15 protein-coding genes are annotated in these 16,047 nt (G+C 40.3%); 11 read left to right on the plus strand and 4 right to left on the minus strand.

Translation table 11 applies throughout. The annotated features are described in order from the left end of the window. Positions 1-295 precede the first annotated feature (295 nt). The 7 genes from ruvX to AC570I_RS08355 all read left to right on the plus strand — a co-directional run bounded on the left by ruvX (position 296) and on the right by AC570I_RS08355 (position 5,190). A complete protein-coding gene (ruvX, locus tag AC570I_RS08325) occupies positions 296-712 on the plus strand; it encodes a Holliday junction resolvase RuvX (RefSeq protein ID WP_047799753.1) in 417 nt (138 codons plus the stop codon). An 8-nt stretch (positions 713-720) separates the two neighbouring features. Further along, positions 721-1,356 (plus strand): O-methyltransferase, encoded by a 636-nt coding sequence (locus AC570I_RS08330; protein WP_047799752.1) that lies wholly within the window; start codon positions 721-723, stop codon positions 1,354-1,356. Between the two features lie 50 nt (positions 1,357-1,406). After that, complete coding sequence (locus AC570I_RS08335) at positions 1,407-2,078, plus strand: glucosaminidase domain-containing protein (RefSeq protein WP_497405116.1); 672 nt, start codon at positions 1,407-1,409, stop codon at positions 2,076-2,078. Between the two features lie 47 nt (positions 2,079-2,125). Beyond that, positions 2,126-2,971, plus strand: a complete 846-nt coding sequence (locus AC570I_RS08340) for a glucosaminidase domain-containing protein (protein ID WP_497405117.1) — start codon at positions 2,126-2,128, stop codon at positions 2,969-2,971. 48 nt (positions 2,972-3,019) lie between these two features. Continuing rightward, positions 3,020-3,772 carry a hypothetical protein gene (locus AC570I_RS08345; protein ID WP_047799749.1) on the plus strand — a complete coding sequence of 251 codons (753 nt, stop codon included), beginning with the start codon at positions 3,020-3,022 and terminating at the stop codon, positions 3,770-3,772. Beyond that, entirely contained in the window at positions 3,772-4,095 is a 324-nt protein-coding gene (locus tag AC570I_RS08350; RefSeq protein ID WP_497405118.1) for a hypothetical protein, read from the plus strand. The genes AC570I_RS08345 and AC570I_RS08350 overlap by 1 nt, the downstream gene beginning before the upstream one ends. A gap of 90 nt (positions 4,096-4,185) precedes the next feature. Beyond that, positions 4,186-5,190 carry a DUF3078 domain-containing protein gene (locus tag AC570I_RS08355; RefSeq protein ID WP_316799111.1) on the plus strand — a complete coding sequence of 335 codons (1,005 nt, stop codon included), beginning with the start codon at positions 4,186-4,188 and terminating at the stop codon, positions 5,188-5,190. Between the two features lie 2 nt (positions 5,191-5,192). Here the strand turns inward: AC570I_RS08355 and AC570I_RS08360 are convergent, their stop codons facing one another. Next, positions 5,193-7,616 carry a DUF5916 domain-containing protein gene (locus AC570I_RS08360; RefSeq protein ID WP_497405119.1) on the minus strand — a complete coding sequence of 808 codons (2,424 nt, stop codon included), beginning with the start codon at positions 7,614-7,616 and terminating at the stop codon, positions 5,193-5,195. Between the two features lie 189 nt (positions 7,617-7,805). On the opposite strand from AC570I_RS08360, the gene ffh reads away from it, so the two are divergent. From ffh to AC570I_RS08375, 3 genes are all read left to right on the plus strand, one after another. Beyond that, on the plus strand, positions 7,806-9,146 hold the full coding sequence (ffh, locus tag AC570I_RS08365; protein WP_047799745.1) for a signal recognition particle protein: 1,341 nt from the start codon (positions 7,806-7,808) through the stop codon (positions 9,144-9,146). A 207-nt stretch (positions 9,147-9,353) separates the two neighbouring features. After that, complete coding sequence (locus AC570I_RS08370; protein ID WP_497405120.1) at positions 9,354-10,892, plus strand: YifB family Mg chelatase-like AAA ATPase; 1,539 nt, start codon at positions 9,354-9,356, stop codon at positions 10,890-10,892. Positions 10,893-11,167: 275 nt separating this feature from the next. Then, positions 11,168-11,542, plus strand: coding sequence for a hypothetical protein (locus AC570I_RS08375; RefSeq protein ID WP_047799743.1), 375 nt, complete (start codon positions 11,168-11,170; stop codon positions 11,540-11,542). A gap of 67 nt (positions 11,543-11,609) precedes the next feature. On the opposite strand, the gene AC570I_RS08380 is transcribed toward AC570I_RS08375, so the two are convergent. Continuing rightward, the gene (locus tag AC570I_RS08380) at positions 11,610-11,858 is read right to left on the minus strand and encodes a hypothetical protein (protein WP_497405121.1); all 249 of its coding nucleotides are present in this window, start codon (positions 11,856-11,858) and stop codon (positions 11,610-11,612) included. Positions 11,859-12,117: 259 nt separating this feature from the next. Between AC570I_RS08380 and AC570I_RS08385 the strand changes: the two genes are divergently transcribed. Beyond that, positions 12,118-13,500, plus strand: coding sequence for an MBL fold metallo-hydrolase RNA specificity domain-containing protein (locus AC570I_RS08385; protein WP_497405122.1), 1,383 nt, complete (start codon positions 12,118-12,120; stop codon positions 13,498-13,500). A 34-nt stretch (positions 13,501-13,534) separates the two neighbouring features. Here AC570I_RS08385 and AC570I_RS08390 read toward each other — a convergent pair whose 3' ends face one another. Then, entirely contained in the window at positions 13,535-14,782 is a 1,248-nt protein-coding gene (locus AC570I_RS08390; RefSeq protein WP_497405123.1) for a glutamate-5-semialdehyde dehydrogenase, read from the minus strand. Between the two features lie 82 nt (positions 14,783-14,864). After that, entirely contained in the window at positions 14,865-15,944 is a 1,080-nt protein-coding gene (proB, locus tag AC570I_RS08395) for a glutamate 5-kinase (protein WP_497405124.1), read from the minus strand. Positions 15,945-16,047 lie beyond the last annotated feature (103 nt).

The raw sequence follows: 16,047 nt of genomic DNA on the forward strand, positions 1-16,047 counted from the left end.
GCTAAGACACTTAAATTCCCGGGTTTCAACTACCTTTCTGCCTGGTTTCCCTTAATGCTGCGGATGGGCAGCGTGCCATCTAATCTGACTATAATCCGAAATAACTCCACCTTTTAGCGTAAAACCCCGGTGTCAATGTGGAGTAGGGGTGGAGTCAGATTTCACAAATCTCTATATCCTGCAGCATGGAACAGCCGCCGGTAAAAAACCCATTCCGTAAAAAACCTTACCTTTGGCTTTTTAAAATTAAATCAGCTGTAGGTGATCTACCCGCAATTAAAGCTTAAAAATTAATATGGCCCGTATTCTCGCCTTCGATTATGGAACTAAACGCATCGGTATTGCCGTTACAGATCCGCTGCAAATCATCGCAACAGGCCTCGATACCGTTCATCCGAAAGATGCAATTGACTATATCAAAAAATACCTGTCAACTGAAACCGTAGAGGCATTTGTACTGGGTGATCCTAAACAAATGGATGGTTCAGATTCTGATTCGAAACAACATGTAAAGGGCTTCTCTACCTTACTCAAAAAAGCTTTTCCTGCTATGCCTCAGCATTGGGTAGACGAACGTTTCACCTCGAAAATGGCGCACCAGGCCATCATGCAAAGCGGCTTAAAAAAGTCCGACAGGCAGAATAAAGAGCGTGTTGATACCATCGCCGCTACGATCATTTTACAATATTTTATGGAAACCAACCGTTTATAACCGAACACATGAGCTTAATAAACGACGATTTACAATACCTCCTCACTCAATATTGCGAGCCTGAAGATGAATTACTTCATCACATCGATCGCGAAACCAACCTTAAAGTTTTAATGCCCAGGATGATTTCCGGCCACTACCAGGGACGTGTGTTAAGCATGTTAAGCAAAATGATTTCCCCGAAACGTATCCTGGAGATTGGCACTTTCACCGGTTACGCCACCCTGTGTCTTGTAGAAGGTTTAACCAGCGATGGTATGCTCTATACATTGGATATCAATGTTGAACTGGAAGATATGGTTCGCGCCAATTTCGCAAAATCAGCATATAACGATAAAATTAAATATATCCTGGGAAATGCCGGTGAAACGATTGGTCAGCTGAATGAGGTTTTTGACATTGTATTCATTGATGCCGATAAAAAAAATAATGGAACTTATTACGATATGATTTTTGATCGGGTACGCCCCGGTGGAATCATCATTGTGGATAATGTACTATGGAGTGGAAAAGTACTGCAGGAGAAACAGGATAAAGACACCAGGAATATTACTAGCTTTAATGATAAAATAGCTGAAGATGAAAGGGTTGAAAAATTAATTCTACCTGTTAGGGATGGGTTATTTGTAATCAGAAAAAAATAACTACCGTTGCCATTGCTTCTTGCCTTGCAATGACATTAATAGAATCAAGAATGAAAAATATATTTACACTTTGCCTTTTACTATTAAGTGGAATAATCGCCCGGGCACAAACCACAGAAGATTACATTACACAACATGTAGAATTTGCGCAAGGCCTGATGCGCGACCATAAAATTCCGGCAAGTATCATTCTGGCAGTGGCCATTCATGAATCGGCGGCCGGAAACAGCAGGATTGCGCAGTACCTTAATAACCATTTTGGCGTAAAAGGCCCGAACAATAACGCAGAAATTCATTCCTCGTACCGGGATTATGAAAGTGCGGATGAATCCTACAGCCATTTCGTAGAAATCATGGAAACACGCGAACCTTTCAACAACCTCTTCGCCAAATATGATCAGTACGATTACAAAGGCTGGGCAAGAGGAATCCAACGCAGTGGTTATGCCCGAAGCCGGAGCTGGGCCAGCCAGGTAGTAGCGCTTGTTAAAAAATATGAGCTCTACCAATATGATGAACGCCCTGAAGGATATGTAGAGCCTGTATATGCCACAACCACCTATCACCGGAAAAGAAGAACCTCGGCCAGACTTTACGCTGTAAAACCAGGAGATAACCTCAGTGTAATTGCAAAGAAAAAAGGAACGACTGTGAAAGCAATCATGAAAAAAAATGGCATGAAAAGCAATAGGCTTAAGCCCGGTCAAAAAATCAAATACTAATCCGCTACATTTAACCAATTACCAAAAATTTACAATCCACCATACCCATGCGTTCATACCTTCACTTATATGTACTAGCCTTTGCTCTTTTATTTTTATGCTCATGTGGCGCTTCCCGTAAATATTCCAGCAACAATAAACAAATTGAAAAAGCAGCAAATAAAGCCAATAATAACAGCTATAAAAGCTACAACACGCTAAGCTATATTGATGAGTTTAAAGCAGTAGCCATAGAAGAAATGAATGCATATGGCATTCCGGCTAGCATCACCCTTGCCCAGGGTATTCTGGAATCGGGGAGTGGAAACAGCGATCTTGCCAAATATGCCAACAACCACTTCGGAATTAAATGTACTTCGGATTGGAAGGGCAAAAACTATTTTCGTGATGATGATCAGAAAAATGACTGCTTCAGGGTTTATAAAGATGCCCGGGAATCATTTAAAGACCACTCCGAATTTCTAAAACGTAAACGCTATAGCTTTCTTTTCCAGTTAGATAAAAACGATTATAAAAGCTGGGCGCAGGGATTAAAAACGGCGGGCTATGCAACAAACCCCAGATACCCAGATCTGCTCATCAATACGATCGAAAAATATCAGCTCTATCAATATGATCAGTCTGAAAGTGAGAAACAAAAAATTGCGCGTGAAGACAGGGTATTTACTGAAATCAATCAAAATATCCCACAGGAGAAAAAGAAGTTTACACCTGTTGATACCCCTCCGGCAGGTGCAAAGCCAATTTTGGCCGACGGCACCTATACAGTTGTAAAAGGTGATACGCTTTACAACATTGCAAAGCGATTCAACCTCACCGTTGATGAACTTAAAATGTTAAACGAAATGACAGCCGATAGCATCAGACTCGGACAAATACTGAAGGTTAAATAATGTTAATGCTAAACATTGCACTACAGTTATTTGTAGTTTTGTAGACTAATGAAACTTTTTGCTTTACTTTTTTTCTGCTTTGGTTGCTCTGCAATGCTTTATGCACAAACTAAACCTGTGCAGGGAATTGTAATTGACAAGGAAACCAAACAACGCCTGGCAAAAGTTTACATCTACAACATCCGAACCGGCGACGGCCTCTACAATAACACCAAGGGTGAGTTTAGTACTTATGCAATACCTGGCGACACACTCGTGGCAGCACTATCGGGCTATGGTGTTGATACCATCATCTTTAAAGGTCAAACAGCAGCCTATTTTCAGTTGAAATCTTTGGGTATACGGCTGCGCGATGTGGTGATCAAGGAAAAAAGATTAAGTCCTCAGGAACTCTATGAAAAATCGAAACAGGAATACCGCTACCAGATTTTAAAAGGAAGTAGTAAAGACCTGCTAAATTTGGGGAATGGCGGAGTCGGACTTGGTATTGATGCCATTTACAACCTCCTCAGCAGACAGGGAAGAAATGCCCGTCACCTCCAGAAAATACTGGAAAAAGACTATCGTGAAGACCTTATTGATTACCGCTTCAATGCCAACCTGGTTCAGCAGGTATTGGGAATAAAAGATACCGAGCTAACTGATTTTATGCAGCAATATCGCCCTACTTATCAGTTTGTACTCGATGCGGATGACTACGCTTTTAATGTGTTTATCAGAAACGCATACAGAAGTTATCGCATCAACCCAAGGGCCCTTCAGCTACCTCCGCTTCCTAAATTAACTATTGAGAAACTGTGATGGCCCCCATCATTATCGTAAAGAGATTACCCGCAGCAGGAATGGCAATTTTTCCGTTTATCCTGCTTAAATCTGAACGTTATAAAGCTGATAGGCAAATAATCAACCATGAACGGATCCATTTAAGACAGCAGCTGGAATTGCTTATTTTACCGTTCTATTTGCTATACCTCATCAACTACTTAATCAATTTGCTTCGCTTTAAAAACCACGATTTAGCCTACAGGAACATCATTTTTGAGAAAGAAGCCTATCAAAACGATAGCAATCTAAAATACCTGAAAAAAGGAAGTTGGTTCGGCTGGTTGAAGCTGAGTTTATAAATTCATTTAAAGCGAGTTACAATTGTCAGTGCGACAATCATTTTGTTAAATGCTTTTTATCTCCCGAATTTTTCTTTTTCTTTGTAGGTAATGAAGACCTGTTTATCTACCGTATTCCTGATTCTAAGTTTTTGCTCAGCTCATTTGTTTGCACAGGAAGTTGATACCGTTCCCATCAATACGAAAGGAATGGAAATCAAGTTGAAACGTAGTCCTTTGCCCAGCAGACAGGGTCCGTTAAATTTTGAACCGGTAAATATTAAGCCTTTGGTGGTGAATGCGAAGGTTAACTATTGGAAAACAAAAACCAATATCGGCATCAACGTAAACCAGGCACAATTCAGCAATAACTGGAAAGGTGGTGGAACAAATTCGGTAGCAGTTGGCGGTCTTATTAATTACAAAGCCGAGTACAGCAAAGACAGTTACAGTTATGTGAGCGAGGTTATTCTGCAGTATGGAAAAATTAAAAACAAAGATCAGCTGCAAAAGAAAACAAACGACCGCATCTATTGGGATAACAAAGCATCTTTTCAGTTATCGAAAAGCTGGTTCTTTTTCGGATCAGTAACCTTTGAATCGCAGTTTGACAGTGGTTACAGATACTACAGAGATGGCAACGGGGATGAACAACAGGTACTAATCTCAAGATTTATGGCCCCAGGGTATTTAACTGAATCTGTCGGTTTTGAATACAAACCTGTAAAATATTTCTCTACCAGAATTGGTACAGGTACTGCCCGTCAAACTTTTGTTCTCGATACCGCAGTTTATGATAATAAAAATGAGGTTTATGCAGTTGAAAAAGGCAAAAACATCAAAAATGAGCTGGCGTTTCAGGTAGTTACGGCTTTTGATAAAGACATTTTCACCAACACCAATCTGAAAGCCAGGTATGCGATGTTTATCCCTTACAAAGATTTTCAGGCAAAAAAGATAGACCACAGGTTGGATATCGCTTTAACTGCAAAAATCAACCGTTTCATGAACACCAGCTTAACAGGTGTGATGCTGTTTGATGATGATACCGGAACGAATAAAATTCAGGCGAGCCAGACACTTGCTCTGGGCTTTGCCTTTACCTTTCCGAGATAAGTTTAAATCTTCCTGTGTTTTTTCTTCAGATCCAGATAGTCTACATAGTATAAAACCTTCACCGATAAACTGTTATTTTGAGGAGCAGCCAAAATGCCATCGAGGTTCTTATTATACCGCTGGGTATAGTAGGTATCATAAGTCTCAGCAGCATCTTTATATGATACCGATAGTGTACTGCCTGGTGCAAACTGCCAGGTGTAAATCAGATCAATATTAAAAACATTATAATTCCGGTCTGTTCCTGTTAATGCAGGACCCTGATAATCCGCCAGGTTGCCATCTTGCTTAAGCAAAAAGAAATCTTTATTTCGCCTGTCGCTCCAATAGTGCCTCAACACAACCGTAACCCCCATCAGATTGGTAAAAGTATACTTCGCGTCAAATGAATTCTCTACTGTCCGCCTGTCATACCGCGAAAAAATGGATTGACCGCCTTGCATGGTTGCCCAGTTCACATAGTCGAAGTTGGGATTATAATTCAGGTCTAATCCAAAAGCCACTTTATCATTTAACCTGAAATTCTGAAACAAATAAAGATTATATTCTTTTCCTCCAAAAAGCTGCTGTTCAAAAAAGCGGATATTTCCGCCGAAATTATAAGCCTTAGCTCGGTTAGGGTTAATGTATAATGAAATACCATAACGCTCAGGGGAATTATAAACCTGCCCGTTTCGCGATTCGTAAAAATCCTTGCCTTTAGCCTCATAGCTTAAATCTGTTTCAGCCGACCATAAGTTCTTAAAGCGTACGTATGATCCACCGTTTACACCAGCGCTTTGAAAATCACCCGGAATTGCCCTCCTTGAATAGTTAATGTTAAGCCAGCTTTGCCATTCATTGTACCACTTTCCAGGCTTATACACACTATAGCCCAGGCCAATACGCTGATCCAGAAAATTATTGTTGGTAAAAAAGCCCATGTCCGATGGATCAAATTTATCGTCAGCATAAACCTGATTATAACTCCAGGTAAAATTACCGCTCTGCTTTCCAAACCTAAGGGTATAACTATATCCGGTACTGGTTTCAGCTCCCCTTAAATAGCTCATTTTACCATTACCATTTACAAAGTACTTGTTCCCTTTGTTGTTTAGGTTGAAAAGCAACGCTGATACATTGGCATCATAAGCACTCCCTTGCCTCAATACATTGGTATTAATAAAGGTTGCAGAACTATTATTTTTAAGGGATTGATCAAACACAAGAATATTGTAGTTGGTAAGTGGCTGAGTTTCTACTTCCCTTACATTTCCATTTGCATCTTCAACCTCTGTTTTCATGCTATTGGTAATGGCGTTAAATATGCCTATTCCTAATCCTCTCGCCGTTCTACCAGAGATTTTGGTAGCATTCAATACCTTCGCCTCCGTCTGGTCTTTTATAATTTTATCGCTGCCACTCACTTCCGAATAATTATAATAAGATGGTATTGAACCAATACGCTTAGAATAAAACAAATCTCCCTTATTAAACAGCTCTGTTCCTTCAGTAAAAAACTGCCGGTTTTCGTTAAACTTGACCTCAAAAGGAGTAAGGTTCAGAATGCGGTTATCAGATTGTACCTGTCCGAAATCCGGCACCAATGTCATGTCGAGGGTAAAGCTGTTATTGATTCCGTATTTCACGTCCATTCCACCGTTAAACCTTGAAGTAGTGTTTTTTACACCAGGTAAATTTGCCGGATAATGATTAATATATGCCGATACATAAGGAGAAAAAGACAATCTAAGTGGGGGCTTAATATCCTTAACACCCATCCAAAGACCTTCCTGATTAATAAAGCCATTTACCGTCGGGTTTACATAGTTCCAGAATGTTTGTGTATTGCTGCGCTGTATTCTCCTGCTGAAATTAAGCCCCCAGTTCTGAACATCCTTAGTGGAAAAACGCAATGCAGAATATGGGATTTTCATTTCACAGCTCCAGCCCAGATCATCAATTTTAACTGCACTTTCCCACACCGCGTTCCAGTTTGGGTCTTCATCGCCTACCTGGGAATATTTAGCATCGAACTGAACCCCTGCTGCCGTAACGAAAAAACCATTGCCATTCATTTTATCGTAGAATGGATCCACAATGACCGATATGAAATCTGCATTTCCAATATTGTCACGAGAAACCAGTTCATGAGACACACTATCCCGGGCATCGTACATTCGGGCGTAAACGTAAATGGCTACATCGTCATATATTAGTTTCATCTCTGTGCGGCGATCCTTTTTCTCTACCCGGCCCGGAACCGGTCTGATTTCAAAAAAATCTGTGGCAACAGGCACCTGCTCCCAGCAGGCATCATCCAAAACACCATCAATTTTGGGTAATTGATTAGTTCGTATGGCTTGCAACTGCTTTTGCTTAGCCGGATCCTGAGCCGCACAGTAAGTAGTAATAAATGTAAAAAATAGGAATGCCCAGCGTTTCATTTGGTTTAGTTAATGACTATAAGACCACCATGATGTATAAATGTTGCATGGAGCAAAAAATATATTGACACATCAGTTCAAGTTTTGGCTTTGAGTTGCAAAGATTTACAACCAAAATTTGATACATTTGCCTTTTATTAAAAACAAGTAGCTTTTGCTCAGCGCAAGGGCTTTTAGCTTATAAAAAAGATGTTTGATAATTTACAGGACAAGCTAGACAGAGCATTTAAAGTATTAAAAGGACAAGGCAGTATTACGGAAATCAACGTGGCGGAAACCATGAAGGAAATTCGTAAAGCATTATTAGATGCCGACGTTAACTATAAAACAGCCAAAACATTTACTGATGATGTTAGGCAAAAAGCATTAGGCCAAAACGTATTAACGTCGGTTTCACCAGGCCAGTTGCTAACTAAAATCATGAACGATGAGCTTGCGGCCCTGATGGGAGGCGAGGTTACAGAGTTGGATATTAAAGCAAACCCAACCATCATATTAATTGCAGGTTTAAACGGTGCAGGTAAAACAACGTTTGCAGGTAAACTGGCATTACACTTAAAAGGTAAGGGTAAGAAACCTTTATTGGTAGCAGGTGATATGTACCGTCCTGCAGCGGTAGATCAGCTGGAGGTTCTGGGAACATCTGTAGGGGTATCGGTTTATGCAAACCGCGAATCAAATGACCCTGTTGGGATCGCCCTGGAAGGTATCGCTCACGGTAAGCAAAACGGAAACAACGTGATCATTATTGATACCGCTGGTCGTTTAGCTATCGATGAATCGTTAATGAATGAGATTTCGGAAGTTAAAGCGAAAACCCAACCACACGAAATCCTGTTCGTAGTTGATTCAATGACCGGTCAGGATGCCGTTAACACAGCAAAAGTGTTTAACGACCGCCTGGACTTTACCGGTGTTGTATTAACCAAGCTAGATGGTGATACACGTGGTGGTGCAGCACTTTCGATTAAATCTGTTGTAAACAAACCAATTAAGTTTATTGGTACCGGCGAGAAGATGGAAGCTTTAGACGTCTTCTATCCGGATCGTATGGCATCCCGTATTCTCGGCATGGGCGACGTAGTTTCCCTTGTAGAACGTGCACAAATGCAGTTCGATGAGAAGGAAGCGGCTGAACTACAGAAAAAAATCCGTAAAAATAAGTTCGATTTTAACGACTTCTATAACCAAATTCAGCAAATCAAGAAAATGGGTAACATGAAGGATTTGATGGGCATGATTCCCGGAGTAGGCAAAATGATGAAAAATGTCGACATTCAGGATGATGCTTTTAAATCTATTGAAGCCATTATCAACTCAATGACGCCCTTTGAAAAGGAAAACCCTGATGCCATTCAGCAAAGCCGAAGATTACGTATCGCAAAAGGTTCAGGAAGTAAGGTTGAAGAAGTAACCAAGCTCATTAAACAGTTTGAAGATATGCGCAAAATGATGAAGCAGTTTTCAAATCCTGCCGCCGCAGCAGCCATGATGAAAGGCATGCCGAAAATGCCATTTGGTAAAAGATAATATCGGCTCCAGAAGAACACGATGATTTATAATCCCAATCAGAAATGATTGGGATTTTTTATGTTTGTTTTATCCATTGCGCTATTCTCTTGTAAACGAACTTCTTTTAACTACCAATCAATACACAACCAACTATTTAAATTTTTACTATATTAGTCTTAACCATCCCCGAATAACATAACATCCTTTATTTTCTAAAGAAATTAAATGCTTGTAAAAACTTTCGGAAGCGCCGTATTTGGAGTTAACGCTTTAACAATTACCATCGAGGTAAGCATCAGTCCAGGCGCGAAATATTTTATGGTCGGATTGCCTGATATTGCGGTTAAAGAAAGTCTGCGCCGCGTAGACAGTGCCATTCGCACTGCCGGCTTCCGTATGCCTCGTCAAAAAATCCTGGTCAATCTGGCTCCTGCAGATATTAAAAAAGAAGGTTCGGCTTACGATCTGCCTATCGCCATTGGAATCCTTGCCGCTTCAGGTCAGATCCCTTCAGATGAACTGGAAAACTTTTTTATCATGGGTGAACTATCACTCGATGGAAGCATTCAAGCCATAAAAGGAGCCTTGCCAATAGCGATAAAAGCACGTGAAGATGGCTTTTCAGGCTTCGTTCTTCCCAGGCAGAATGTTCGCGAAGCAGCAATTGTTGATGGTTTAACCGCTTATGGTGTAGATACGCTGAGTCAGGTAATTGCTTTTTTCAATAAAACAGAACTTTTAGCACCTGTTAAAATCGACACCAGAAAAGAGTTTGTTAAAAACATCGCCAACTACGATTATGATTTTGCAGATGTAAAAGGACAGGAAAATATTAAGCGGGCACTGGAAATAGCTGCTGCCGGAGGTCACAATGTGATTTTGATTGGTCCGCCCGGCGCAGGCAAAACCATGCTCGCTAAGCGTTTGCCAACCATACTACCGCCGCTAAATCTGTCAGAAGCACTCGAAACCACTAAAATCCACTCTGTAGCAGGAAAATTGTCGGCAGCAGATGCCCTAATGACCATTCGCCCTTTTCGCTCCCCGCATCATACCGTATCAGATGTTGCGCTGGTAGGGGGTGGGGCAAACCCACAACCGGGGGAGATTTCCCTGGCACATAATGGGGTATTATTTTTGGATGAATTGCCGGAATTCAAAAGAACCGTGCTGGAAGTAATGAGGCAACCATTGGAGGATAGAAAAATATCCATTTCAAGGGCACGTCTTGCAGTTGAATATCCATCAAGCTTTATGTTGGTAGCCTCTATGAATCCATGCCCTTGTGGTTTTTATAATCATCCTGAAAAAGAATGTGTTTGCGCCCCGGGTATCGTTCAAAAGTACTTAAGTAAGATATCCGGACCTTTATTAGATCGGATTGACCTTCACGTTGAAGTTACCCCAGTCGACTTTTCAGAGCTTTCCTCATCAGAAAACGCAGAGAAAAGCGAGATAATCAGAACCCGGGTAATTAAAGCAAGAGAAAAGCAGGACTTGAGATTCGCAGAACAACCTGACTTGCATTATAACGCACAAATGAGTGCTAAAATGGTACGAAAGGTATGCAATATCAGTGAGGCAGGAACCAAATTGTTAAAATCAGCAATGGAAAGACTCGGCTTATCTGCACGCGCTTACGACCGCATCCTCAAAGTAGCAAGGACAATAGCCGACCTTGATAATAGTGAAGATGTGGAACTTGAACACCTTGCAGAGGCCATCAATTACAGGAGCCTGGATAGAGATGGGTGGGCAGGTTAATCCCACGCTCTGCTTTAGTAAACACTGTTTGCTAATCATCCTGGTACGAAACATTATGGCATCACTCATTTTATTGCAGGCTTAACAAAAAAGGAGATAGCAAAAACACCTGTTTACCAAACACTTAACGTCATAAAACAAAATTTAAATCGTTAACAGCTAAATAAGTTTCATTCATCGTTTACACGTTTTGGCATAGTCATTGTAAACAGCCTGTTACATTTAACTAACCGAAATTGTCTCTACCAGGCAATTTCCTAATTGAAAAACAAAACATGAAAAAGACAATTCAAATTTTCAGCATGCTTTTAATTGCATTAACTGTAATGGTATCTTGTAAGAAAGATACAGATCCGGCAGACAAAGATTTTTTCGTTGGTACCTATAACGGAACCGTTTCTTACCGTAATGGTCAAACGACAATTAATAGCTCTGACGGAAAAGTAACAGTGAGCAAAGTGGGTGAAACCTACAACTTTTACTTCGGAAGTAATATCCCTGATATCACTGGTGTAAAATTCGAGAAAACAGGTGATAATTCTTACGTTAGCGTTGGCTCGGGATTAACAGGAATCACTATCGATGCCAGCTCACTTAAAATGCTGGTTGTTAAAGATGGTCAAACCTGGACAGCAAACTGTACAAGATAATATTTGATCACTAAGCAAAAAGTCCCGCATGTCGGGACTTTTTTCGTTATACCAGAGGGGTAATATACTACAAATCATCCTCTTCGTCTTCTTCAGGCTCGTAATGCTCAATCGCCTGTCCAATGGCATTCACTTCCTCATCTTCCTCAAAAATTGGAAGTTCCGTTTTATAATCCAGTTTCAACCAGATGGAAGATGTATCTTTCATGATCTGAATATATTCTTTTCCATCCTTAAAAATGGTATAGGTATCATTTCCTTCAGGAAAAACAGAATAATTTATTGGGCCTATTTCTATATCAAAGGGTTCTTGCATGCTATATGTTTTTTAACAAAGATAATGCTTTTAAACAGTAACGATAGTCGCTCAGTTGATAAGAAATTGAATATCTTATTTTGATCTGGGGTACCTTTGATATGCCCTATGATATCAAGTTAACCACTAAAGCTACTTTGCTTGTTGTCATCATCAGCGAAATCTAAAAACTGCGATAACTAAAAAATTACTTCCTGTTATTTAAAAATCCAACCAATTGTATTACTTTACACCAAACAATTTACGGAAAGATTAGAAGATGAAGTTAACGTTTTGGGGTGCAGCACAACAAGTAACAGGAAGCATGCACCTGCTTGAAGTTGGAAATTATAAAATACTGATAGATTGCGGATTGGACTATGAGAAAGAAACCTATCAGGAAGAAAATCAACAGTTCCCATTCGATCCAACCGATATTAACCTCGTAATTTTAACTCATGCACACATAGACCATTCCGGCAATTTACCTACCCTTGTACGACTTGGTTTTGATGGTCAGATACTTTGTACTCCCCCAACTGCCGATTTAAGCGCTATATTATTGTACGATTCCGTTGAACTGTTTTTAAGAAAGCAAAGCCGGAAACCACGCACCAAGCGAGGTAATTTTAGCGGACCAAAACCTTTGTACCTGCACAAACATGTTATGGACACGATTGATCGGTTCGTAACGATAGCATTTAATAAAGCCTTTAGAATAAATGGCGATATTAGCCTGACTTTTATTCCGGTAGGGCATTTGTTAGGTGCTGCCGCAGCCGTATTAACCATAAACGATAACGGTGAAGAGAAAAAAATAGCCTTTTCAGGCGATATTGGCCGTGAACACTATCCTGTATTGGTGAAACCAGAACCTATCCCACCTGTGGATTACTTTGTTTGCGAATCTACATACGGTGGCCGCTACCATAGCAAAGACCAAACGCTTGAGGAAAGGCTGATCAAAGAAATTACTGAAGCCTGCATTAAAACCCCGGGGCGGTTAATTATTCCCGCCTTTAGTATCGGCCGTACCCAATCCCTGGTTTTTGCCCTCAATCAAATCTTCACTAAAAAGCTGCTTCCTCCCGTTCAGATTTTCGTTGATAGTCCGATGGGTATCCAGGCAACTGACGTTTACAGAAAACACCATAACCTGGTTAACCAAGAGGCAAAAGATTTCTATAAAACCACGGGTGATGAGTTTGAATTCGAACATCTGGCTTACGTTCAAACCATGAAAGAAAGCAAAGATGTTTCCAATTATTTCGACCCCTGCATTATCATTTCTTCTGCAGGAATGTTAGAGGGCGGAAGAATTCAGGATCACTTATATTACAACATTCAGAATTATTACTGTACCATTCTTTTCATCGGTTATTGTGCAAAAGGAACACTTGGATACAAACTATTAAGCGGTGCCCCCATTGTGAGAATAAAAGATCGTGAAATGATGGTTTATGCAACTATTCGTCAAACTGATCTACTAAGCGGGCATGGCGACCATGACGATTTAGTAAATACCATCAAACAAACCGGCAATCCTAAAAAGGTTTTTCTGGTACACGGTGAAGAAAAAAGCATGGAAAGTTTATCTATCGCAATACAAGAAGATGGCTTTGATGTCGAAATGCCCAAAAGGGGAGAAGTGTTTGAGATATAACTTATTCCTAGATTACCCTAAAGCATATACTTATTTACTTTCTTACTTGTCCATTACCTCTAATCACCCATTTATAACTCGTTAATTCTTCTAGCCCCATTGGCCCACGGGCATGAAGTTTTTGAGTACTAATCCCTATTTCCGCGCCTAAACCAAACTGGGCACCATCAGTGAAACCAGTTGAAGCATTCGCATATACTGCTGCCGCATCGACCTGATTAAGAAACCTCGTTATATGATCTGCATTTTCAGAAATGATTGCTTCACTGTGTTTTGAACTATATTCAGCAATATGATTAAGTGCTTCATCCAAATCATCAACTATTTTTACTGCCAGTTTCAAAGATAGAAATTCGGTGCCAAAATGTTCTGGCGTAGCATGGCTCAGCAATGCTGATGGATATGAAGACTTCAATGTTTCATAACTTTTTGCATCTGCATATAACTCCACATCTCCACCGGCCAGGGGGGCTAAAAGTTCGTTTAAGTCAGCTAATCTGTTCTGATTGATGAGAACACAATCTAATGAATTGCACACACTCACCCTTCTTGTTTTTGCATTAAAAAGGATTTGTTTCCCCTTCTCCAGATCACCGGATTCATCAAAATAAGTATGAACTATCCCCGCTCCGGTTTCAATAACCGGAATTTTACTATGCTCCCGAACATAAGTGATGAGCGACTGACTACCTCTGGGAATCAATACATCAACAAAACCTCTGGCATTTAAGAGTGCTTCCGTGGCTGCTCTATCTGCAGGAAGCAAAGTGAGTACATCCGCATTAATCTGATGCTTGGCCAAAACATCATGGATTACATTGGCAATCGCCAGATTAGAAAATTCAGCATCGCTACCGCCCTTTAATACTGCAACATTTCCTGTTTTAAAGCAAAGTGAAAAAACATCTACCGTAACATTTGGCCGGGCCTCATAAATCACTCCAACCACCCCTAACGGTACCCGGACTTTCTGTATCTGCAGTTGGTTTTCCAGTGTCTTCTCCGATAGAATTTCACCAACGGGGCTGTTCAGTTGAATAATATTTTTTACATCTGCTGCAATGTCTTTAATACGCTGCAAAGAAAGCTTAAGCCTATCGTACTTTGGATCGTCGGCAGACATTTTAGCGAGATCTTTTTCGTTCTCAGCAAGGATGCTGTTGGTATTTGAAACCAAAGCCTGTGCAACATCATCAAGAACAACATTGATGGTTCCTTTATCAAGGCCAACCATTGTACGAGTAGCTTTTTGTGCCTTATTGAAATATATTGAATAGTCCATTTTTGTATATGTAGTAGGAGGAAGCAAGCAGCAGCAAGTTATTTTAACACGCACTTTGGCCTTTTTCCACTAATCATTCAGGCTAGATTGCCGAATAAAAATAATCATAATGTACCAGCGGCTTCTGTTTTTTCTGCCCGATCCTTTCCTTGGCCTTATCCGACCCATACTCAGCAATACCTAAACCAATTAGCTGATCATCTTCGTCAACAATTTTGATGATATCACCCTTCAAAAAGTCGCTTTGTATGGCTATAATTCCAACTGGCAACAAACTTGTCGCTTTGCCTGACGTTAAAACTGTTTTAGCGCCATCATTTAATTTTACAATTCCTGTTGCCGAAGTTTCTGAGTGTGCAATCCATTTTTTCTTTCCCGATTTAGTTTTCTCGGGAACAAAGCGGGTGTGAATAATCGCATTGTTTAGTAACCCCGTAAGCACATTATCAGTTGTTCCGTTAGCAATATGAACATTGATACCCAGTTTGGCAACCTTCTGCGCCATTGTAGATTTCGTAATCATACCACCCCGTCCGAACTGCGATTTACCGGTTTGGATAAATGAAGCTAAATTCGCTACGCCGCCAGTTACTTCTTCAATAACCTTCGAAGCCGCCAGCTTCGGATCGCCATTATAAATCCCGTTCACATTGCTGAGAATAATCAGTGCATCTGCATTCAGCATAGACGCAATTAACCCCGCAAGCTCATCATTATCTGTAAACATCAGTTCTGTAACCGAAACCACATCATTTTCGTTAACTACAGGAATAACTTCGTTCTGCAATAAAATCTGCATACAGTTTTTCATATTCAGATAGTGCGCACGGTCGCGAAAATCTTCTTTGGTGACCAAAACCTGTGCGCATTTAATTTGATGAGGCTCAAAGAAATTTGAATACGTGTTAATCAGTTTTACCTGACCAATAGCTGCGAGTAACTGCCGTGTGGTAACAGCATCATGCTTTTCGGAGACCTTAATCAGGCTCCTTCCCGAAGCTACCGCACCTGATGAAACTAAAATAACTTCTATGCCTTGCTTTTTAATCTCTGCCAGCTGATTAACTAAATGCTGAATCCGCGGTTCATCAGGTAATCCATTCCCTTGTGTAATTACATTTGAACCAACTTTAACAACAATTTTTTTGTACCCTAATTTCATTACTAATATTTGATGTGGCAATTTAGCATCTATTTTTTTCAAATCGAATGAATATAAGGGCGATGGTTAATTTTTATCAAAATGATAATATTCGTTTAGTGTA

It is taken from the genome of Pedobacter sp. A2324 (assembly GCF_059693705.1).

Excerpts from the sequence above, each read along its gene's own strand:
- AC570I_RS08340 (WP_497405117.1), top strand. The coding sequence starts at position 2,126 with ATGCGTTCATACCTTCACTTATATGTACTAGCCTTTGCTCTTTTATTT.
- AC570I_RS08330 (WP_047799752.1), top strand. The coding sequence starts at position 721 with ATGAGCTTAATAAACGACGATTTACAATACCTCCTCACTCAATATTGC.
- AC570I_RS08375 (WP_047799743.1), top strand. The coding sequence starts at position 11,168 with ATGAAAAAGACAATTCAAATTTTCAGCATGCTTTTAATTGCATTAACT.
- proB (WP_497405124.1), bottom strand. The coding sequence starts at position 15,944 with ATGAAATTAGGGTACAAAAAAATTGTTGTTAAAGTTGGTTCAAATGTA.
- AC570I_RS08370 (WP_497405120.1), top strand. The coding sequence starts at position 9,354 with ATGCTTGTAAAAACTTTCGGAAGCGCCGTATTTGGAGTTAACGCTTTA.
- AC570I_RS08385 (WP_497405122.1), top strand. The coding sequence starts at position 12,118 with ATGAAGTTAACGTTTTGGGGTGCAGCACAACAAGTAACAGGAAGCATG.
- ffh (WP_047799745.1), top strand. The coding sequence starts at position 7,806 with ATGTTTGATAATTTACAGGACAAGCTAGACAGAGCATTTAAAGTATTA.
- AC570I_RS08350 (WP_497405118.1), top strand. The coding sequence starts at position 3,772 with ATGGCCCCCATCATTATCGTAAAGAGATTACCCGCAGCAGGAATGGCA.
- ruvX (WP_047799753.1), top strand. The coding sequence starts at position 296 with ATGGCCCGTATTCTCGCCTTCGATTATGGAACTAAACGCATCGGTATT.
- AC570I_RS08360 (WP_497405119.1), bottom strand. The coding sequence starts at position 7,616 with ATGAAACGCTGGGCATTCCTATTTTTTACATTTATTACTACTTACTGT.
- AC570I_RS08390 (WP_497405123.1), bottom strand. The coding sequence starts at position 14,782 with ATGGACTATTCAATATATTTCAATAAGGCACAAAAAGCTACTCGTACA.
- AC570I_RS08380 (WP_497405121.1), bottom strand. The coding sequence starts at position 11,858 with ATGCAAGAACCCTTTGATATAGAAATAGGCCCAATAAATTATTCTGTT.
- AC570I_RS08355 (WP_316799111.1), top strand. The coding sequence starts at position 4,186 with ATGAAGACCTGTTTATCTACCGTATTCCTGATTCTAAGTTTTTGCTCA.
- AC570I_RS08335 (WP_497405116.1), top strand. The coding sequence starts at position 1,407 with ATGAAAAATATATTTACACTTTGCCTTTTACTATTAAGTGGAATAATC.
- AC570I_RS08345 (WP_047799749.1), top strand. The coding sequence starts at position 3,020 with ATGAAACTTTTTGCTTTACTTTTTTTCTGCTTTGGTTGCTCTGCAATG.